Here is a 20,737-nt window from a genome sequence, read left to right as displayed (position 1 = left end):
AAATTCCCTCCGAGCTATTCCACTATGCCCTCCCCCGCCGAACGCTTCCTCGACACGGCCATCCACCCCTTCGCGGGCAACCCGGAGTTCCAGATCCACGCGCGGCGGGAGCTGGAAGACCTCATCGATCCAGCATCCGCAAGCGATCCCGAATGGGAGCGGGCAGCCGTACGACTGGAGCGACAGGACAGGCAACGATGGAACGGAAAGCTTCCCCTGCTCTTCCTGGTTCTCATCCTGACCGCCTTTTTCGCCTGCTACTATCCGGGATTGGCGAGCCTGCTCACCGCCTCGAAAATACTCTCCCGCCTGGGACCTGACTTCATCGAGGGAGTGGGGACTCCTGACGAAACGAGAGAGCGTTTATCCGCCGGTCTTGATGCCGATCAGAAGTTGATCCTGTTCGGCTCCTCGTCGGAGAACTCCAACAAACTTTCCGGCGAAGAACTTTGGGAGCGCCATCCCGACAATCCTTCCTATTTCGCCGCCTACGCCTTGGCCTACACTTCGAAGCACAAGAAACTCCCGCCGGACTATTTCGACACGGCGAACCGGATCGACCCGGACAACGCATGGTTTCCCACCTTCGCGGCGGTCACCCTCGGCAGTCGGTCGGTCGAGGCCCTGCCCCGCACCGAGGAAGAGAAGAAGGAGCGAAAGCCCAAACAATGGAAGATCCTCGATCCCACGGGGCTCGATCACGCGGTGGAACTTCTGGTGAAAGCCAGCACGCTGCCTCGATTCGAATCCTACGACGGCAAGCGATTTGATGAGCGGATTTCGCTCGTTCCACCTGCAACCGATTTCCCGTCATACATCACCCGCACCGTGATGGCCACTGGCATATCTCCGAACAGCCCTGCGATGCAGAAACTCGTCGAGGTCATCGGGGCCCATGCCCAGAGACTCACGGAAGAAGGGAAACGCGAGGAGCTCCAAGCGTTTATCCTGATCTGGAAAGACCTCACCTCCCGCTTGCTCATGGACAGCAAGGACCTCGTGGGAACGCTGGTGGCCCATGCGGTCACCAGCGCTTCCGTTCGAATCTTCAAGGAGGCCACGCGAAAGCTGGAACTCACCAAAGAGATCGGAATATTCGATCCGTTGAGCCAAGCTCTTGAAGCCGACTCTCAAAAACGAAAAGCCATCGATGATCAGCCCCTTGGCGACCTGATCGAAAAACGTGGCAGCATGCTGGCGGGGATCGCGCTGCCGATGGTGTCCCGGCAAGCCCTTGCCCCTCCGCCAATCGACGAAGCGGCATTGAAGCCCATGCGTCTGGTGGATCACGCCTGGGCAGGCAGACTCCTGAGTCTCTGCGCCTTTGGCTTCGTGGGAATCGCCTGTGCCACAGCCGCCCTTTACCGCTTTCGTCATGGTCGCCTGACCCGCCTCCTCTCCAGCCGGTTGAGCGCGATGATGACACCCGCCGATTGGCTGTGGGTCCTCGTGGCGGGTGGTTGCGGTCCTCTGCTGGTATACGAAGCCGTCCAGTATCTCACGCCGCTCGGCATCCGGAATTGGAATCTGGTCTACGTCCTCAAAACAAAACCCATTCATCAGATCAATGCATGGGCCGCGCTATCCGTGATCGCTCCGATCGTGATTGCCCGGTGGCGCATCGGCATCCGAACCCACGCCCTGGGGGTCTATCATCCGCGGCCATGGCTGGGATGGATCATTCTCGCCCTGTGCACCGTGCTCCTGCCGCTCTCAGGTCTCTTCGCCACACTCGATCTTGGCAAACCTTGGGCGATCGCCTGGGGAGTGGCCTTCTCCATTTGTGAGCTGTGGTGGATCGTGACCGCCATACGAGCGATCTTTACCCGCCAGACAAACGCCTTGGGACGGCAAACCACCGCCCGCATGGTGGCCGCAGCCTATGCCACCGCCATGCTCGCGCTGGCGGTGACGGCGATGGTGTCCCGGGCGGAAGAGCGATACTGGCTTGGCCGGGACACTCTGATGCAAATCGAGCCGGGCAAGCCAACGATGGGACAGTTCGAATACGAAGTCGCCAAGGTCCGCAAAGCCGAGCTGCTTGAGATCCTCGCCCCCTTGAACGAGATTCGCTGAACTTCGGCCCGCAAAAGCGCCTACTGATCCACCCGCCATGTCCTCTCCCGCCGAACGTTTCCTCGACGCCGTCGTCCGCCCCTTCGCCGACAACGCGGAACTCCAAATCCACGCCCGGCGGGCATTGGAGGAGCGGATCGATCCGTCGTCCGCGGACGCGACTTGTTGGGAGACGGCTTCGGAAGAACTCCGGCGACAGGATGGCAGCCTCCTGCGGAGACGCTGGAGATGGTGGCTGTGGGGCTCGGTGCTGCTCGGTTCCCTGGCCTGTCTGGCCCCCCTGATCCAGGAAACAGTCGAGTTCCAGCACCTGGGTTCCGACCCCTTCATGGGGAGGTTTCATGAGGACGATTTCGATGAACCCTATTTCCAGCAACAGCTCGCCGGAACTCTCTCTGATGAGCAGCGGCTGATCCTTTTCGGCACCCCTTCCAAGACCCGGGCCGGGCGGTGGGAAGCCCTTTGGAAACGATTCCCAGACCGCCCCGACTACTACGCCCAGTATGCATCTATCCACGTCTCGGAGCGGTCGGCATTGCCCACCGACTTCCTCGCCACCGCGGAAAAGATTGACCCGGGCAACGCCTGGTTCCCCGCCCTCGCGGCAGCAGTGAAATCGGCCAAAACCGTCGAATCGAGAAAGCAGAGCAAGGCCCAGACCCTCGCGCATGCTCCGAAGGAATGGGATGTTCTGGACGAGCCCCGGCTAGCGGAATGCATGGCGCTGCTGCATCAGGCGGTCACCCAGCCCCGCTTCGAATCCTACTCGACCCGGCTCGCCGCGGAGCGGCAGGCCCTCCTCCCTCCCGCCACCGATTCCGCGGAACGGATGCGAAATCTTTCGTTCACTGCCCCCGGATCCTTGGCGGCCCTCACCTTCCAGCCCCTCTCCCGTGCGGTCGCGGCCCAGAGCTGGCGGCTGGCCAACCAAGGACAGAAGGACGAGTTCCAACACCTGATGGCGGATTGGTCGCTCCTGGCCCGACTGCAAACCGAATCGAGCGACCGCATGCTCGAACACCTTATCTTGCAAGGCAGCCTTGCCACCACGCTATCGAATCTGAGCGACGGAGCCGAACGACTCGACCTCAACGAGCAGGCAGCCCGTCTCAAGGAAGCCAGTCAACAGGCATGGGCCAATAACGACGCGCGGCGGAATCGAGCTCCTTCATCCGCGGCGGAAAAAGCGGTGACCGACCACGGTAGCGCCCTCGCAGACCAAACGATCGCTCTCATGTCGAATATGGTGGACAACGCTCCCGTGCCGACGGTCTCCGATCTGAACCCCGGGCGCATGGTCGACCACGCCAATGCCCACCGCATCGCCGGGGTGGCCGTGTTCCCCGTCGTTCTCATCCTCTGCGGTGCCTGTGCAATCTACCGCTTCCGGTCCGGCAGCCTGTTGCGCCGATTGTCTGCCCGATTGATACAAACCTTGAAACCGGTCGACTGGGCATGGCTTTTTGCCGCCGCGGTTCTGCCCACAGCCCATCTGGCAATCCTTTACGGATGGACTCCCTTGGGCGGAAGAGACTGGGGATATTTCAATCCGGGCATTGTGACGAAGATCGTACAATTGACAGCTTGGCTCCTCCTCACGATGGCCTCCCCGGTGGTGGCGGCCCGCTGGCGGTTACGTTACCGTCTACCCGGCCTCGCGATCGCAAACCGCAGCCCGCTGGGTTTGGGTATACTTGCCTCACTCGGTTATCTCGCTTCCTGCATCGCTGGCATCTACTACCTGCATCCGCATCCGGAGCCCCCCATCGAAGTGGAATTTTTTGAAGGCACCTACAAGCTGCCCTCGGGGATGGACGCGCCGGCGATGGCCGTGGCAATGCTGTTGCCGCTCCTGCTATGGTGGCTCGCCGCTCTCACACGGGCGATCTTCACCCACCGCGATCGGGCGCTCGGCAGGCAAGTGGTCTCCCGCATGCTGGTGCCCGCATGGATCTTCCTGCTTCTCCCGGTGGCGCTGCTCATTCCCCTTTGCAAGCTTCAGGAGCGTTATTGGATTTCACGCGACAGTCTGTTGGCGCCCGGCCCAAGCCTGACCACCTACGAAGGACAAATCATCGCCCGGATGAAGGAAGAGAACCTCAAGATCCTCCGCCCCCTGACACCGGATCGCTGAAGAACCTCGCACCCTTGAACGATATCCGCTAAAGACGAAGATCATGCAGACCCACGGCAGCGCCACGACCTTCCATGTCGCCGATGTCGGGGCGGCGCTGCGATTCTACACGGAGGTGCTCGGGTTCTCGGAGCGCTTCCGTTTCGGCGATTACGCGGGCGTGGCGCACGGCGAGGTGCAGATCCACCTTTCCGGACCGGCGGCGACGAACAAGCGCCAGACCGGCCAGGGCAGCCTCTACGTCTTCTGCGATGACGTCGATGGCTACCACGCCGAGGTCACCGCGAGAGGAGCCCGCGCGCAAGCCCCGCCGCGGGATTACGACTACGGCATGCGCGATTTCGTGATCGAGGATCCGGACGGCAACCTGGTGGCGTTCGGACGGGAGGCCGATGCGAAAACCTGACCCGCCGTTTCTCTTCTTTGCAAGATCGCCAGACTTCCGGGCAATCGGCGCATTTCCCTCGCCCCCGCCCCGGACCGGAATGGATGATGCTTCCGATCGATACCCGCGATGTCCTACCACTTCCAACTCGGCCGGGATTTCCACTCGTTCCCGGATCTGAAAACGCTGCTGGCGAAGGCCACGCCGCTGCGCTCCGGCGACCAGCTCGCGGGCGTGGCGGCGGCAAACGCGGAGGAGCGGGTGGCCGCGCAGATGCGGCTGGCGGAGGTGCCGCTGGCGACCTTCCTGGAGGAGTGGGTGATCCCGTATGACGACGACGAGGTCACCCGGCTGATCGCGGACCGCCATGACCGCGCGGCCTTCTCACCGGTGTCCGGTCTCACGGTCGGGGAATTCCGTGAGTGGCTGCTGGACTACCAGACGACCTCCGCGGAGCTGGCCGCCGTGGCTCCCGGCCTCACGCCGGAAATGGTGGCCGCCGTGAGCAAGCTCATGGGCAACCAGGATCTCATCCTCGCCGCGAAGAAAGCGACGGTCGTCACACGTTTCCGCAACACCATCGGCCTGCCCGGCCGGATGAGCGTGCGGCTCCAGCCGAACCACCCGACCGACGACGCTCGCGGCATCGCGGCCTCCATTCTCGACGGCCTGCTCTACGGCTGCGGCGATGCCACGATCGGCATCAACCCCGCCACCGACAATCCCGCCGCCTGCGGGGTGCTGCTGCGGCTGATGGACCGGCTCATCACCGAATACGCCATCCCCACCCAGAGCTGCGTGCTCACCCACGTGACGAACACGATGCGCTGCATCGAGAACGGCGATCCGGTGGACCTGATTTTCCAATCGATCGCGGGCACGGAAGCGGCGAACCAGAGCTTCGGCATCTCGCTCGACCTGCTCCGCGAGGCGCATCGCATGGGCCTCGAACTGAACCGCGGCACGGTGGGCAACAACGTGATGTATTTCGAAACCGGCCAGGGTTCCTGCCTATCCGCGAACGCCCACCACGGGGTGGACCAGCAGACGCTGGAGGCGCGGGCGCACGCGGTGGCGCGGGAGTTCTCGCCGCTGCTCTGCAACACGGTGGTCGGCTTCATCGGGCCGGAATACCTCTACGACGGGAAGCAGATTATCCGCGCGGGCTTGGAAGACCATTTCTGCGGGAAACTCCTCGGCGTGCCGATGGGCTGCGACATCTGCTACACCAACCACGCCGACGCCGATCAGGACGACATGGACACGCTGCTGACGCTGCTGGGCGTGGCCGGTTGCACCTTCATCATGGGCGTGCCGGGCGCGGACGACATCATGCTGAACTACCAGTCCACCTCGTTCCACGACAGCCGCTACATCCGTCAGGTGCTCGGCCTGCGGGCGGCCCCGGAGTTCGAGGCGTGGCTGGAGCACATGCGGATCGCCGATGCCTCGCAGCGCCTTCTGCCGGTGGGTGAGCGCCACGCGCTGCTGCTGAGCGGGGAGGTGGCGTCATGAACGATCCGTGGCAACACCTGCGCGGATTCACCGCGGCGAGGATCGCGCTCGGGAGAGCGGGCGGAAGCCTTCCAACGGCTCCCCTGCTCGATTTCCGGCTGTCCCACGCACGGGCGAAGGACGCCGTGCTCGCCCCCTTCGACCCACTGGACCTCGCGGCGAAATTGCACGGCCTGCATGGTCACCCATTGGTGCTGGAAAGCCGGGCGCTCGACCGCGCCACCTACCTGCGGCGGCCGGATTACGGGCGCGCGCTGTCCCGGCACTCGCATGAGTTGCTGGCGGACGTCGACCGCGGCGCGGACCTCGCGATCGTGCTCTCGGACGGGCTTTCCACCCGCGCAGTGATGGACCAGGCAGTGCCGCTTCTTTCCGCCCTGCTGCCGCTGCTGGTGAAGGACGGCTGGATCATCGCTCCACTGTGCATCGTCCGCCACGGCCGGGTGGCCATCCAGGACGAGGTCGGCGGCCTGCTGGGAGCGAAACTGAGCCTGATGCTGCTCGGCGAGCGGCCCGGTCTCGGCTCGCCGGACAGCTTGGGCGCCTATTTCACCCACTCGCCCCGCCCCGGCCGCACCGACGCCGACCGCAATTGCGTCTCGAACATCCGTCCGGAGGGACTCGCCCCGGACCTGGCGGCGCGGAAACTCCACGCCCTACTGACCGCCTCCTACCGGCTCGGCCTGAGCGGGATCGGGCTGAAAGATGACACACCGTTGCTGGCGGAAGGCCCGGAGTTGTTATAAAAAGCCGCCATGAACCTCGGCCCCGTCACGCCCATCCTGCGCATCTTCGACGAGGAAAAGGCCCACGAATTCTACGTCGGTTTCCTCGGTTTCCAGGTCGATTGGCAGCACCGCTTCGATGAAAACGCCCCGCTCTACCAGCAGGTGTCGCGGGACGGCTGCATCCTGCATCTTTCCGGCCATTTCGGGGACGCCTGCCCCGGCAGCGCGGTGCGGATCGAAACCGCTGGAGTAACCGATTTCCAGACTGCCCTGCTGGCCAAATGCTACAAGCACGCCCGCCCCGGACTGGAGAAAACCGACTGGGGCACGCTGGAAGTGCGGCTCACCGACCCCTTCGGCAACCGGCTGACCTTCTTCGAGAACGTCCCGGGATAACCAAAACCGGCCGCAACGGACAGATTTCGCCTTGGCGGGCGGGCGGAGAGTCCCTAAAACCCCGCCGCCATGACCCGCAAGTCCATCGAAGCCTGCGCCAAGCTCTTCATCCTCGCCCTTTTCTGCACCTTCGTCTGGGCGGTCTACACGGTGCTGCACCTGATGGGCTACGTCGGCTAAGCGCCGCGGGCCTCATTTCCAGTCGACCGCGACCTCCTGCAACTGGCCGGCGCGGTCCTCGTATTTCAGGTGCCCGTGCTCCAGGGCGTATTCGTGGACGCACTTGGTGACCTTCACATCGTAGGCACAGTATTCGGCGATTTTCCGCAACACGCTGAAATCGCCGGTTTTCTTGTACTCCTGCCACCATCTCAGGGCATCCAGGCCGTCGGCCGTCTTGCCCACGCCCAGCGAGGCGGAGGCGGCGGAATCCAGCTTCAGGCGAAAGCCCAGCCGCTGCTCAAGGTCGAGCATCATGTCCAGGTTGATGGTCTGGTCGGCCAAGGTCGGGAAGATGTAGGGCTGTAGCACCGGGTAATCGAACTGCATGTGGTTCCAGCCGACGACGAGATCGGCGCGGCACAGCTCCTCGCCCAGCTTGTCCAGCTCGCACTCGCGGTAGATCTCATAGGTCCCGCGGGCGGTGCTGTAGGTCACGGCGATGGAAATCCCCATCTTGCCCTTGTTCGAGAATCCGCCGACGTCGCCGAAGCTGCGCTGCGTTTCGAGGTCGAAATAGACGATGTTTCTGCCAGCCACGGGCGAGAGCTAACCGGGGAATGCGGCGGGCGGCAAGCCCGGGACGGATCGGAAAAAGCGGTTACAAAATTTTCCCGTCCCGGAATCACGGCGGTGTAGGAAAACAGGGGCAAATACGTATAGCGTTCCTATCAGGCACATTTCCCTGATCCCCATGAAAACGCTCCGTTTCGCCGTGCTGGCCCTTGCTTCCAGCACGAGCGGCCTATGGGCCGCGCCGCGTCTGTTCGTCTCGACACCCACGCTCATCCCTGAGAGCGGGATCGAATTGATCCTCGACCGCGCCGTGGTGCCGGACGAGTCCGTCGGAAAGCCCGCCGTCAACGACTGGCTGGTGATCGAACCCGCCCTGCCCGGGAAACTGGAATGGAAGGCACCGAACGTGGCGAAATTCCTGCCCGACCAGGTGCCCGCGCTCGGGATGACCTACAAGTTCTCGGTGCGCGGCGGCCACAAGCACATCGACCAGACGCCGGTGCCAGCCGGGCAGATCGCCACGGTGGAGAGCACCGCGTTCCGGATCGAGACGACCTCGGCGCTGAACCGCTATGCGGACGGGTTCTCGCCGCGGACCGCGTCGTGGCTGCTGAAGTTCAATGACGACGTCGATCCCGTGGCAGCGGCCCCGTTCTTTTCGTTCGAAAGCAAGGACGGCGGCCGTGTGGCGGCGAAAACGGTGCGCGCCACCGCCGGGCAGGCGGGGGCCACCAGCCTGGACACCTATTCATGGAGCCAGCGTTTCACCCGGATGAAGGCGAAGACGCCCGTCGATCCGAACGCCACCCGTCCGGCCAACGATCCCTTCGTGCAAGGCCTGATCGTGTCGCCGGTGACCCCCTTGCCCGTCGGCCAGGACTGGAAGCTCTCGGTGCTGGCCGGGCTGCCGAACGCGGCGAACAACGCGAAGGTGAAGGACAACAACAGCCAGCAGCTCGGCAACATCGACCCGCTCAAGGTGACCTCGATGAACGCCGTGACCACGGCCGACGAGCCGCGGGAAATCGTGATCGGCTTCAACCTCGCGCTGCCGAAAACGATCGCGGACAACGTGCTGAAATCCGCGGTCCGCATCACTCCGGAGCCGGAGAACCTCAAGGCGGAAGTCGAGGGCAACGAGCTGCGCTTGAAAGGCGATTTCACCGATGACGAGTGGGAGGTGCGCGTCAACCAGCCGCTGGCTTCCTACGACGGCCGCGCCTTGGTCGCGCCCGCCGCGAAGAAGCTGGTCTTCGAGCACCTCGATCCGGAGTTGGTCCTGCCCAGCACCGAGGAGGCGCAGCTCGCCGCCGGCAGCCGCCAGTACCGCATTCAGACGATCAACGTCGCGAAGGTGGGGGTTCGCGCCCGCCAGCTCAGCGGGGACACGCTGGTCCGCGCGTTCCAAGCCTACCGCCATTACACCGGCTCCGGCCCGGACGGTACGGAGGTGAAACCGACCGCGCCGGTGCCCTACGAGCTGATCCCGGGCACCACCGTGCTGGATCAGGATTTCGACATCGGCGATGGCATCGACACCTCCGGCGAGGTGACGCTGAAGTGGGACGAGGTCCTCAAGAACGCGCCGAAGCACGGCATCTTCTTCCTGGAAGCCACCGGCACGCTCACCGACGGGATTACGCACGACGGCCGCCCGTCCGCCCAGGCTTTCATCCAGCTCACCGACATCGGCCTGGCCTGGAAGCTGACGAAGGACGACGCGATGCTCTACGCCTTCTCCTGCGCCAGCGGCGAGGCGTTGCCCGGGGTGAAGATCGAGATTTTCGGCGAGGACGCGAAGTCCCTAGCCAGCGTGGCTACCGACGCCAATGGCGTGGCGAAGGTCGCGCGCGGCGAGGACGTCCGCCATCTCCGCGCCAGCCTCGGCGATGACACCTACATCACCGCCTTCGACAACACGCTCGACACCGTGAGCCTGTGGCGGTTCCCGGTGCGCTATTCCTATGACGAGCAACCGGACTCCCGCCGCCGCGTGCTGGTGTTCAGCGACCGCTCGCTCTACCGCCCCGGCGAAACGGTGCGGCTCAAGGGCATCATCCGCACCCAGCAGGGCAATGCGATCAAAGCCGCCGACGAGGCCAAGCCGCATCTCGTCATCTCCGACCCGACCGACAAGGAGGTGGTCGACCAGGAAGTGAAGCTCTCGCCCAACGGGGCCTTCGATTTCACCTACAAGGCCCCCGAGGAACAAACGGGCTACTATTCGGTGAAGCTCGTCTACAAGGACGAGGTCAAGCAGGCCGACGAAAGCGAGGACGAGGAGGAGAAAGAGCGCATCAGTGGAAACTCCACGTTCTTCTTCCAGTTCCGCGTCGAGGAATTCCGCCGCAACGCCTTCGAGGTGGAGCAGAAGATCGCCGAACCCGCGCCGGGAGCGGACGCCGTGAAGGTGGACCTCGCCGCCACCTACTACCAGGGCCAGCCGGTGGCCGCGGGCAATGCCGAGCATTACACCCGCGTCTCGGACGTGAACCTGTATCCGGAGCGCTACCAGGACTTCCTCTTCGGCAACCACCGTCAGGAGGACTGGCGCTACTGGTTCCACTACTTCAACTACCGTGAAAGCGAGAGCGAGGATGACGAGCGCAGCACCTCGGACAACGGCAAGGCCCAGCTCAACGCCAGCGGCAAGGCCACCTTCGGCGTAACGCTGCCGCAGGGCGACATCCCAACCACCCGCGAGATCAGCGTGAGCACCGAGGTGACCGACGCAAACAACCAGACGCTTACCGCCAGCAGCAGCGTGACGGTGCACCCGGCGTCCGTTTACGTCGGCGTGTCCCGCACCGACCGGCTCGTCCGGGTCGGCGACCGCGTGCCGCTGAAACTGGTGGCGATCACTCCCGACGGAAAACCCTACGACAAGCCGCTCGCCATCGAGACCGTGACCGTGCGCGAGGTGAACGAGCAATCGAAGACCCGCAACGACGACGGCGACACGGTGACCCGCAACGACGCCCATGAGGAACCGGTGTCCACCGGCACCGCCACGATCAACCCGGCGGGCAACGAGCGCGACGGCACGACCTACGAGTTCACCTCCAGCCAGCCGGGCCGCCATTTCGTAACCTTCAAGGGCAAGGACGCGCAGGGCCACGCCTTCGCCACCACCACCACCTACTGGGTCTATGGTAGCAATGAATACCCGTGGGCTTACGAGGAGGGGATGAAGATCAAGCTGGTGGCGGAGAAGAAATCCTACCGCCCCGGCGATATCGCCCGCGTGCTGGTGCTGTCCCCGATCGAGGGCACCGCGCTGGTCACCGTCGAGCGCGAGTCGGTGCTGCGCTCGTTCACCGTGCCGCTCAAGGCGGACAAGCCGGTGATCGAGATCCCACTGAACGAGGACGATGCGCCCAACGCCTTCGTCTCCGTTCTGGTCATCAAGGGATCGAAGGATTCCGCCCGCGACTTCAAGGAACCGCAGCTCCGCCTCGGCTACTGCGAGCTGACCGTCGAGAACGTCCGTGACCGACTGGCCGTGAAGGTGGCCGCCGAGAACTCGACTGAAACGCTGCCCGTGACCACCGGCGGCTCCACCGTGCAGGTGGCCACCTACCGGCCCGGCGACGAGGTGATCCTGGCCGGCACCGTGACCAAGGCCGATGGCTCGCCCGCCGCCGGCGCGGAGGTCACGCTGTTTGCGGAGGACGAGGGAACCCTCGCGGTGATGGGTTACGAGAACCCGGACCCGATGGCGTTCTTCCACGACCCGCGCGAGCTGGCCGTGCGCTCCGGCACCTCGCTGGACCACTTCATTTCCGAGAACCCCGACAACCAGCAGTTCTTCAACAAGGGCTTCTTCGTCGGCGGCGGCGATGAACTGAACGAGAATCTCGACAAGCTGCTGCGCAAGAACTTCGACCCGTGCGCCACCTGGGCTCCCACGCTGGTCGCGGACGCGCAGGGCAAGTTCAAACACACCTTCAAGGTGCCGGACACGCTCACCCGCTACCGTGTGCTGGCCGTCGCCACCGAGGGAGCCACCCGCTTCGGCGCGCTCAAGACCGACATCGTGGTGAACAAGCCGCTGATGCTGGAACCGAAGGCCCCGCGGTTCGCGAACGAGGCGGATCTGGTGACGCCGCAGGTGCTGGTCCAGAACGCCTCCGGCCACAAGGGCACTTGGAAGATCACCTTCAATCCGCACGGGGCCAGCGGCACGCCGGTGTGCCGCGCGCTGTCGCAGACCACCCAGACGGTCACGATCGATTCCGGTGGCTCGACGGTGGTGCCCTTCCCGATCGCGGTGGAAACCACCGGCGAGGCGGTGCTCACCTTCCGCGCCGAACCGGTTTCCGTCGAAGGCGTCTCGCTGACCCCGGTGCTGGCGCGGAAGCTCGGCGACGCGGTGGAAACGCGCTTCCCCGTGAACTACCCGATGCCGCTGCTCCGCCAATCGAAGCTGGTGAAGCTCTCCGGCCCCGGAGCGGATCTCGATCTGCGAAGCCAGCTCGACCCGGCGCTGCTGGATGGCAAGGGCGAGCTGAAGCTGGAGTTCTCCCGCTCGCTGTTGCTGGAAGCGGGTCCGTCCGTCGATTACCTGCTCCAATATCCCCACGGCTGCGTGGAGCAAACGACCTCGTCGCTGATGCCGTGGTTCGCGGTGAAGTCGCTGCGGCCGGTGGTGCCGCAGTTTGAGAAAGTCCCCGATGAAAAGGTGAAGAAGGCGATCCAAGCGGGCGCGGACCGCCTGCTCTCGATGCAGCTTCCCAGCGGCGGCTTCACCTACTGGCCGGGCTGTCGTGAGCGTCTCGATTGGGCTTCCTCTTACGCCGGACTCGGCCTGGTGCTGGCGGACCAAGCCGGTGCCACGGTGCCCGAGGATGCCATCGAAGGACTTTGCAACGACCTCATCACGTCCCTGCGCGGTCTCTCCGACATCCGCTCGGCGTGGGACATGGAAAGCGCCGCGCGCTCGCTGTGGGTGCTTTCGCTCGCGGGCAAACCGCAACAGGCTTACCACAACCTGCTCCGCGACCGCATCGAGGGCGTGCCACCGCGCGCCCGCCGCTTCCTCGCGCTGGCAATCGCCGCCTCCGGCACCGACAACGCGAAAGCCGAGGCCATCGCCGTGCTCAACAGCGCCAAGCCGTTCAAGGCCCGCGACGATTCGTGGATGCCGTGGAATCCGGATGCAGCGCTCGATGTGCTGGCGTGGGCAAAGATCGATCCGTCCTCGCCGGAAACGATGCGCTCGATCGACCGCCTGCTCCGCGACCGCAATCCCTACGGAGAATGGCGTACCACGTGGATGAACGGCTGGGGTCTGCTGGCGCTTTCGACCTATGCCACCACCGAGCCGAAACGCGAAGGACAGGTGACCGTCACTCTCGCCACCGAGAACGGCGCCGACCCGATGGTCCTGGGTGCGGAATCCCCGACCGCCACCCGCGCGTTCTCCCTGGCGCTCGCGAAGAAGCTCTCGGTGAAATCGACCTCGCCCGCCTTCCTGCGCGTGAACCTCGCCTCGAAGCCGAAGATCCAGCCGCAGCAGCCGGTGGCTTCGAACGGCCTGGAGATCACCCGCTTCTACGAGCGTCTGAAGTCCGACGGCAAGAGCGAGCCTCTCGACCGCCCCGCGGTGGGCGATCTGGTCCGCGTGACGCTGCGGGTGACGCTCCCGAAGGACGACACGCGCTACCTTGTGGTCGAGGACCTGCTGCCCTCGGTCTTTGAAACGGTGAACAGTGACTTCGCCAGCCAGGCCGCGGCGAACGGCGGCAGGACCAGCCAAAACGATTGGTCGATGTCCCACAGCGAGTTGCGCAGCGACCGCGCGGTGTTCTACTTCGACCAGGTCTGGCGGCGCGGCACCTACAACGTGACCTACCTCGCCCGCTGCACGGTGGCCGGCGAAGCCACCGCGCCGGCCGCGAAGGTGGAGTCGATGTACGATCCGGAGAAGTTCGCGCTCTCCGCCTCGCAGTTGATCCGCACGAAATGACCGGATCGCCCTCGATCCATCGTCCGTGAAAGTGTTCCGTCATCTCCGCCGCAAGCGCGTGGCCATCCCGCTCGCGCTGGCGGCGCTGTGGGCCTTCGGCTGGTTCGGGCTGCCGTTCCTGGTCCCGCTGCCCGCGGGCCTGGAAACGGAGGTCCCGGCCTCGCCGGTTCTGCTGGATCGCCACGGCGAGCCGATCCGGCGGCTGACGCTCGGGGATTTCTCGCGCGGCGAACCGGTGGGGATCGCGGACCTTCCACCCGACTTCATCGCGTGCACGCTGGCCGCGGAGGACAAGCGGTTCTTCCAGCACGGCGGCATCGACCTGCTCGCCACCGCCCGCGCGGCAAGCGATTGGATCACCCACCGCCGCGTCGTCTCCGGTGCTTCCACCATCACCCAACAACTGGTGAAGATCTCGTCGCCCTCCTCGCAACGCGGTCTCGCCACGAAACTGCGCGAGGCCCTCGGTGCCCGGCGCTTGGAAATGACGTGGTCGAAGGAGCGCATCCTCACCGCCTACCTGAACCGTCTCGACTACGGCAACCGTCGTAGAGGCCCGGCCGAGGCCGCGCGCCATTTGTTCCAGAAACCCCTCGGTGACCTGTCGCTCGGCGAGTGCGCCCTGCTTGCCGGACTGCCGCAGGCCCCCACCCGGCTCAATCCGCTCAAGCGCCCGGAGGCCTCGCTCGCGCGCCGCAACCTGGTGCTCGCCCGCTTGGCCAAAGCCGGGGCGATCGATCCTGCCCGTATCCAATCCGCCCTGACGGAAACACCCGACCTTCGTCCGCTCACCGAAAAGGAAACCGCGCCGTGGCTGGCGCTCGTGCCGGACCCATCCGCCACGGATTTCCGCACCACCCTCGACCTCCCGCTCCAGCGCGACGTGGAAACCATCGTCCACGAGGAACTCGCCGCGCTGCGCGGGGCAAACCTGCGGCACGCCGCGGTGGTGGTCATCGACAATGCCAGCGGCGACATCCTCGCACTGGTGACCTCGGGCAATTGGAACGACCCACGCGGCGGCCAGATCAATGGAACGCTCGCCCCGCGCTCGCCCGGATCCGCGCTCAAGCCCTTCACCTACCTGCTCTCGTTCGAAACCACCGGCCGTTACCCCGGCGCGATCGTGGCGGACATCCCAACCCGTTTCCGCACCGAGCAGGGCCTGAACCTGCCGGGCAATTTCGACCGCACCCATCGCGGACCGGTATCGATCCGCACCGCGCTTGGCTGCTCGCTCAATGTCCCCGCGATCCGCGAGCTGAACGATCTCGGCGGCCCGCAGCCGCTCTATGACCTGCTGGTGAACCTAGGCCTCACCACCCTCGGCAAGCAACCGGACCACTATGGGCTCGGCCTGACCATCGGCAACGCCCCGGTCCGCTTGCTGGAGCTGACCAATGCCTACGCCACGCTCGCCCGCGGCGGCACTAGCATTCCTCCCCGCCTGTTCTCGTCCCAAGCGCATGTGGCCCCGCGGACCTTGTTCGACTCCCGCTGCGCGTGGCTGGTCTCGGACATCCTCTCGGATCCCGATGCCCGTGCGCCGTCGTTCGGTCGCCATGGTCCGCTGGAGATGCCCTTCAAGTGCGCGGCGAAGACCGGCACCTCCTCCGATTTCCGCGACAACTGGTGCCTCGGCTTCACCCGCGATTTCACCGTGGGCGTGTGGGCCGGCAATTTCGACCAAACGCCGATCAAGGGCCTCTCCGGCGTGGCCGGTGCCGGACCGATCTTCCACCGCACCATGCTGCGGGTACAGCGCGACACCGCTCCAGCGTGGCTGCCGCGACCGGAGGGCGTGGTGGAAGTCCCCGTCGATCCCCGCACCGGACACGTGCTGGCCGACGCCCGCCCGGACCAAGCACCGAAAATGGAAGTGTGCCTCGCGAGCCGCCAACCGCTGCCCGCCACCACCGCCGACTACGACACGGACGGCCACGTGGTCCTCGATGCCACCTATCAGGAATGGTTCACCAGCACCGAGAACCGCCGCCGCAATGACTTCGCGCTTGAGACCTCCCGCCCGGCCCGCGAGCCGCTGCGCATCCTCGCGCCATCGGACGGCATCACCTGCCTGCTCGATCCTGAGCTCCCCTCCGGCGGCAAGCGCCTGCGCGTCGCCAGCAACCTGCCCGGCACCGCCCTCTGGTCGTCCCCCACCCTCACGCTCGAACCGGCCTCACCCGAACCCGCCGTCGTCCTCCAACCCGGCACCCACGTCCTCACCGCCACCGATCCGCGCGACGGCACCCAACGTTCGATCACGATCCGGGTGAAGAAGCTCTAGAAGTAGAGCCTTCAGGCGAGGAATGTCTTCCGGGAAGTGGAGGCCCTCGATATCTGAGCCGCAAAGAGGCGCAAAATACGCAAAAAGGAAGAGCGCGAGTTTGCTGCATCCGATCGGCGAACGCGTGTCTTCTCGTCCTGAAAACTGAACACTGAAAACCAGCAAACTTTCAGGCCTCCGCCTCCCGGAAGACCTTCCTCGCCTGAAGGCTCAACTCCCCAAGAGGTTCAAGCCTCCACCGGCTCTTCCTCGACCCCGTCGTTGCGGTGGATCCAGACGCTCTGCACCAGACCGAGCAGGAACATGCAGATGATCACGAACGTGCCGGAGTAGCTGACCAGCGGCAGCGGAATGCCGGTGATCGGCAGCAGCAGCACGTCCATTCCGATGTTCTCGAAGATGTGGGAGAAGAACAGGGCGACCACCAGACACACCAATAGCCGCCCGGAGGTGTCCTTACTGTAGAAGGCGATGAATAGACACTGGATCAACAGCAGCGCGAAGGCGGTGATCAGCAGCAGGCTGCCGCGGAAACCGAGCTCCTCCCCGATCACGCCGAAGATGTAGTCGTTGTGGGCCGTTTCCCAGGGGATCAGCTTGCGGGCGTGCAACGAGCCCTTGTCGGCGGTGGCGTTCCAACCGACGCCCTTCCAGCCGGATTTGCCGATCGCCATGGAGACGTAGTAGGGCGCGTAGGCGTCGCCGTTCTTGTCGACCTCGCGGCCCTGAAGCATCCGCAGCCAGAGATCGATACGCTCCGGACCGCGCTTCGACACCAGCGGCAGCGCGACGAAGTAAATCATCGGCAACAGCCCGAGGCTGACGAAAGTCATGAATGACAGGTAGCGGAACGGTACCCCGGCTACCACCAGCGCGACCACGATCACCGGGATCCACACCAGCGCGGACCCCATGTCCCCCATCTTCATCACCAGCAGGAACGGAATCGCCGAGACGATGCCGATGATGCCGATGCGTGCGATGGGTGAAGCGAACATCCGGTGCAGCTTCGGCAGATCCTGGATCAGCCACGAGATCATCAGGATACCGGAGAAGATCCCGAGCTGGGCGGGCTGGAAGGTCAGCGGCCCGAGCGTGATCTGGTGGACCGCCGTCTCCTGCTTCATGGCCACCAGCATCAGGACCAAGCTGGCCATGTAGACCGGGATGCCGAGCCAGCGGATCCAGCGGTAATTCACGAACGCCGCGGCGAAGAACGCGACGCTGCCGATCGCGATCCACTGCTTGTCCATGTGGGCGTAGTACAGCCCGGCGTGAGCGAACTTGTCATGCATCGCCGCCGGATAGGACAGGTGGCGGGCGGCGCTTTCGACCATGAACAGGCCGAAGATCAGGAGCCCGTACATGACCAGCACGAGCACCCAGTTCATACCGAGCAATTTGCGGAGAAACGGTGTCATCGTGGGCGGGAGCGCCACGATACCGGCCACGCCCGCCAACGCAAGGCGGGCGTGGAAACATTCCGCGGGAATTTCGAATCAGCGGGCGTAGAGCCCGTTCGGCGAGAAGACCGCCGCCGGACCGCCGGAAATGCCCACCGGCGGGACGATCACATTCACCTCGTTGCCATCGACCGTCAGCGTGGCCGTCGCGGCCACCCGCTCCAGTCCCTGCTGATGGAAGGGCGCGGTCGGAGCGGGGTCACGGGAGATGAGCTCCGCCTCACCGAGCCCGCCGAGGGCGGTTTCGAACACGTGACCGCCCACCACCACACGGGCGGTCGCCTGGTCCCCTTCGCCGCGCACCGTGATCTCGGCATCGAGAACCGGTGCCTGCTCGAACGGCGTGCCCGCGAAAATCTTCGGACCGAAATAAGCGCCGACCACCGGGTTCGGGCTGATGAAGCCCATCACCACCGGAGCGGCATTCGCATCCGGCTGCCAGAAGATCATGCCCGCCGGCGCGGAACCCACCGGCGTGTGTACCACCCGGGCGACATGCACGATCACGTTCGGCATCGCCAGCGACGGATCCGTCACGGCCACCAGATCCACACCACCCTCCCAGGACATCCAATTTGAAATCGACATGGGCCATTTGTCTAACGACCCACTCTCCCCCCGGCAAATGGGAAATGGCAGGCGGTTTCCAATGGGACACCTCTGTACCCGGTTGAGAAATCAACGAGTCCAAAGGCTCCTCTCCAGCGCCGCGATCCGGGCTTCCACTTGGACGCGTCTCCTCTTCTCCGGGGGGCCCACGCTGGCGAGCCATGCGCGTTGCTGCGACCTCAGCGTGGAAAATCGCCGCACGGGCCCGATCGCCCTCAGGGCCTGATACACCGCGTTCAACCGTTGATCCGGCGTGAACGACTGCTCTTCCGGACCGGTTTGCCATGAAGACACCACTTCCAACAGAGCATCGAACTGACTCAATGTCACCGGTCGAACATCGGCGGAAAGCCAGCCACGGGCCTTGCAATCGTATGTTCCGGTGAAAAACACGCGATGGGTCTCACGGTCTTCGAACGCCTTGGGATTGTCGTCCGCCAAACAGCCTATCCGGACGAGGCACCCGTCAAAGTGGGCCACTGCTCCTCCCTCGAGATCCTTGCCCGCCTTGAGCAAACTGTCCCTGACCTCGCCCCGAAGATTGGTCTGTTTCATCCGCGAAGGCCCGATCTCCAGCAATTCAATGCCCTCGAACCACCACCGGCGATGATAGAGAACCACGCACCGGGAGGAATCCGGCGACCACACCGCGTTCAAGGAAACCCGGTTGTGAGGCCAAAAGTAAGACGACCCGCGGATCCTGCCCACCACCTGCCGCGTTTTCAAGTCGGCGAGATAATTGGCTTCGTCCAGCCCCTCGATTTCACCATCCGGCGAAATTTCCCCGTGAAAAACGATAATGCCAAAACGGCCATCAGGCGAGACGGTGCCCTCCTCCACCTCATATTTGAGCGGCCATTCAAGCGCCTTCACCGGAGAGGCCCCGGCGACCACGAAACAAACCAGCAGCAACGCGAATGCCTTCACATCCTGAGGTGGCCCGCTTTGATTCCAATCACACGAAGGTCTCGCGTGGACGCCAAGTGAGGATCTCCGGCTCACCATCGGTGATGAGCACGGTGTGCTCAAAGTGAGCGGACAACAAGCGATCCTCGGTGATCACCGTCCAGCCGTCCTCAAGGTAGCGCACGCCGGGACGCCCGGCGTTCACCATTGGCTCGATGGCGAGAGTCATGCCTGGCATCAGGATCGGACTTTTGCCGTTCGGGCGGTAGTTCGGGACCTGGGGCTCCTCATGGAGATTTCGCCCCACGCCATGACCGACGAACTCACGAACCACCGTGAATCCCAGCGGCTTCACGTAATCCTCCACCGCACCGCAGAGGTCGAACAGGCGCTTGCCGGGGCGGGCCCAGGCGATCGCTTCGTAAAGGGATTGCTCGGTCGCGGCCAGCAGGCGCTTGGTTTCCGCAGGGACGTCTCCGGCGATCACGGTGGTGGCATTGTCGCCGATGAAGCCGCCCTTGATGACGCCTACGTCGATCTTGACGATGTCACCCGGTTGGATGCGGCGTGCGCCACCGATACCATGAACAACCTCCTCGTTCACCGAGATGCAAGTTTGGCCCGGGAAACCACGGTAGCCAAGAAAAGCGCTACGACCGTCCTGCTTCGCGATCAGATCGGCCGCCAGTTTGTCGATCTCACCGGTGGTACGTCCAGGCTCGATCGCTTTCGCCAGCTCCTGAAGCACCTCGGAGGCGGCTCGCCCTGCTTCGCGCATCTTGTCGATTTCGCGGGCGGACTTGATCGGAATGCGGTTGTGGCGGGCCATGGGAAAAGGTCGTGGAAAAGAATGGAGGCGAGCGCCCGGAAATTCAACCGGACACTGCGGAAGGGAAAAAGAGACGGTGAATCACTCCGGCCACCTCGTCGGCGGAAGCCGTGGCGTTTTGATGGCTCAGGAGGCCGCGCTGGTCATAGAAATCCACCAGCGGCAACGTGTAGCGCGAGTAGGCGGCGTGACGGCTGCGGAAGTTCTCCTCATCGTCGTCCTCGCGGCGCGAAACCGTGCTACCGCACACCGGGCAACGGTCGCCGGAAGCCTGCGTCGCTTGGCCGCTCCAGCGGCACTCGGGGCACTCCACCCGGGCCTGAATTCGGTGGAGCAGTTCCTCCATCGGCACGTCGAGGGCGATCACCCGGTCAAGGGCTTGATCGTGGTCGCCGAGCCAGCGCTCGAGGAATTCGGCCTGGGGAACGCTGCGGGGAAACCCGTCGAGCACCCAGCCATCGGGGTGGCGAGCCAGCCACTCGCCGAGAATACCGCACATCAGGTCGTCCGGCAGATAGCCGCCCCGGTCGAGGATCGGCTTCGCCTGGAGGCCCAGCGGAGTCAACTCCTCCACCGCCTCGCGCAGCAGCGCACCGGTGCTCAAGTAAGCGACTCCGGCGGCCTCGGCGAGCCTGCGCCCCTGGGTCCCCTTCCCGGAGGCGGGAGGACCGAGGAGCACAACACGGAGGGGCATAACCTTGGA

Annotated in this window: 14 protein-coding genes; 8 read left to right on the top strand and 6 right to left on the bottom strand. The window is 64.6% G+C overall.

The features are described from left to right. The first annotated feature begins 24 nt into the window (after nucleotides 1–24). From llg_RS09870 to llg_RS09845, 6 genes are all read left to right on the top strand, one after another. The gene (locus llg_RS09870) at nucleotides 25–2,076 is read left to right on the top strand and encodes a hypothetical protein (RefSeq protein ID WP_338289706.1); all 2,052 of its coding nucleotides are present in this window, start codon (nucleotides 25–27) and stop codon (nucleotides 2,074–2,076) included. Between the two features lie 37 nt (nucleotides 2,077–2,113). Continuing rightward, nucleotides 2,114–4,210, top strand: a complete 2,097-nt coding sequence (locus llg_RS09865) for a hypothetical protein (protein WP_338289705.1) — start codon at nucleotides 2,114–2,116, stop codon at nucleotides 4,208–4,210. Between the two features lie 43 nt (nucleotides 4,211–4,253). After that, on the top strand, nucleotides 4,254–4,616 hold the full coding sequence (locus llg_RS09860) for a VOC family protein (protein ID WP_338289704.1): 363 nt from the start codon (nucleotides 4,254–4,256) through the stop codon (nucleotides 4,614–4,616). Nucleotides 4,617–4,724: 108 nt separating this feature from the next. Then, nucleotides 4,725–6,110, top strand: coding sequence for an ethanolamine ammonia-lyase subunit EutB (locus tag llg_RS09855; protein ID WP_338289702.1), 1,386 nt, complete (start codon nucleotides 4,725–4,727; stop codon nucleotides 6,108–6,110). Continuing rightward, a complete protein-coding gene (eutC, locus tag llg_RS09850) occupies nucleotides 6,107–6,856 on the top strand; it encodes an ethanolamine ammonia-lyase subunit EutC (RefSeq protein ID WP_338289701.1) in 750 nt (249 codons plus the stop codon). Before llg_RS09855 ends, eutC begins: the two co-directional genes overlap by 4 nt. Nucleotides 6,857–6,865: 9 nt before the next feature. After that, on the top strand, nucleotides 6,866–7,234 hold the full coding sequence (locus llg_RS09845) for a glyoxalase superfamily protein (RefSeq protein WP_338289700.1): 369 nt from the start codon (nucleotides 6,866–6,868) through the stop codon (nucleotides 7,232–7,234). A gap of 192 nt (nucleotides 7,235–7,426) precedes the next feature. On the opposite strand, the gene llg_RS09840 is transcribed toward llg_RS09845, so the two are convergent. After that, complete coding sequence (locus tag llg_RS09840) at nucleotides 7,427–7,993, bottom strand: ribonuclease H-like domain-containing protein (RefSeq protein WP_338289699.1); 567 nt, start codon at nucleotides 7,991–7,993, stop codon at nucleotides 7,427–7,429. A gap of 154 nt (nucleotides 7,994–8,147) precedes the next feature. Here llg_RS09840 and llg_RS09835 point away from each other — a divergent pair, with 154 nt between their 5' ends. Together llg_RS09835 and pbpC are read left to right on the top strand one after the other, a co-directional pair. Further along, complete coding sequence (locus llg_RS09835) at nucleotides 8,148–13,937, top strand: MG2 domain-containing protein (RefSeq protein ID WP_338289698.1); 5,790 nt, start codon at nucleotides 8,148–8,150, stop codon at nucleotides 13,935–13,937. A gap of 25 nt (nucleotides 13,938–13,962) precedes the next feature. Beyond that, on the top strand, nucleotides 13,963–16,227 hold the full coding sequence (gene pbpC / locus llg_RS09830; protein ID WP_338289697.1) for a penicillin-binding protein 1C: 2,265 nt from the start codon (nucleotides 13,963–13,965) through the stop codon (nucleotides 16,225–16,227). Between the two features lie 227 nt (nucleotides 16,228–16,454). On the opposite strand, the gene llg_RS09825 is transcribed toward pbpC, so the two are convergent. The 5 genes from llg_RS09825 to llg_RS09805 form a co-directional block, all read right to left on the bottom strand. Beyond that, nucleotides 16,455–17,648, bottom strand: a complete 1,194-nt coding sequence (locus llg_RS09825; RefSeq protein ID WP_338289695.1) for an FtsW/RodA/SpoVE family cell cycle protein — start codon at nucleotides 17,646–17,648, stop codon at nucleotides 16,455–16,457. A 78-nt stretch (nucleotides 17,649–17,726) separates the two neighbouring features. Continuing rightward, nucleotides 17,727–18,278: a hypothetical protein gene (locus tag llg_RS09820; RefSeq protein WP_338289693.1), complete on the bottom strand. Its 552-nt coding sequence runs from the start codon at nucleotides 18,276–18,278 to the stop codon at nucleotides 17,727–17,729. A gap of 90 nt (nucleotides 18,279–18,368) precedes the next feature. After that, on the bottom strand, nucleotides 18,369–19,226 hold the full coding sequence (locus llg_RS09815) for a lysozyme inhibitor LprI family protein (RefSeq protein ID WP_338289692.1): 858 nt from the start codon (nucleotides 19,224–19,226) through the stop codon (nucleotides 18,369–18,371). Nucleotides 19,227–19,254: 28 nt separating this feature from the next. Further along, nucleotides 19,255–20,034: a type I methionyl aminopeptidase gene (gene map / locus llg_RS09810; RefSeq protein ID WP_338289691.1), complete on the bottom strand. Its 780-nt coding sequence runs from the start codon at nucleotides 20,032–20,034 to the stop codon at nucleotides 19,255–19,257. A gap of 43 nt (nucleotides 20,035–20,077) precedes the next feature. Then, on the bottom strand, nucleotides 20,078–20,728 hold the full coding sequence (locus llg_RS09805; RefSeq protein ID WP_338289690.1) for a nucleoside monophosphate kinase: 651 nt from the start codon (nucleotides 20,726–20,728) through the stop codon (nucleotides 20,078–20,080). Nucleotides 20,729–20,737: the final 9 nt, after the last annotated feature.

It is taken from the genome of Luteolibacter sp. LG18 (genome assembly GCF_036322585.1).
In the GTDB taxonomy this organism is placed as follows: Bacteria; Verrucomicrobiota; Verrucomicrobiia; order Verrucomicrobiales; family Akkermansiaceae; genus Luteolibacter.
Note: the sequence above shows the minus strand (reverse complement) of the source record. Positions and strands in the feature narration are given on the sequence as shown.

Coding starts and splice junctions, on each gene's coding strand:
- llg_RS09870 (WP_338289706.1), top strand. CDS start 25: ATGCCCTCCCCCGCCGAACGCTTCCTCGACACGGCCATCCACCCCTTC.
- llg_RS09865 (WP_338289705.1), top strand. CDS start 2,114: ATGTCCTCTCCCGCCGAACGTTTCCTCGACGCCGTCGTCCGCCCCTTC.
- llg_RS09860 (WP_338289704.1), top strand. CDS start 4,254: ATGCAGACCCACGGCAGCGCCACGACCTTCCATGTCGCCGATGTCGGG.
- llg_RS09855 (WP_338289702.1), top strand. CDS start 4,725: ATGTCCTACCACTTCCAACTCGGCCGGGATTTCCACTCGTTCCCGGAT.
- eutC (WP_338289701.1), top strand. CDS start 6,107: ATGAACGATCCGTGGCAACACCTGCGCGGATTCACCGCGGCGAGGATC.
- llg_RS09845 (WP_338289700.1), top strand. CDS start 6,866: ATGAACCTCGGCCCCGTCACGCCCATCCTGCGCATCTTCGACGAGGAA.
- llg_RS09835 (WP_338289698.1), top strand. CDS start 8,148: ATGAAAACGCTCCGTTTCGCCGTGCTGGCCCTTGCTTCCAGCACGAGC.
- llg_RS09825 (WP_338289695.1), bottom strand. CDS start 17,648: ATGACACCGTTTCTCCGCAAATTGCTCGGTATGAACTGGGTGCTCGTG.
- llg_RS09820 (WP_338289693.1), bottom strand. CDS start 18,278: ATGTCGATTTCAAATTGGATGTCCTGGGAGGGTGGTGTGGATCTGGTG.
- map (WP_338289691.1), bottom strand. CDS start 20,034: ATGGCCCGCCACAACCGCATTCCGATCAAGTCCGCCCGCGAAATCGAC.
- llg_RS09805 (WP_338289690.1), bottom strand. CDS start 20,728: ATGCCCCTCCGTGTTGTGCTCCTCGGTCCTCCCGCCTCCGGGAAGGGG.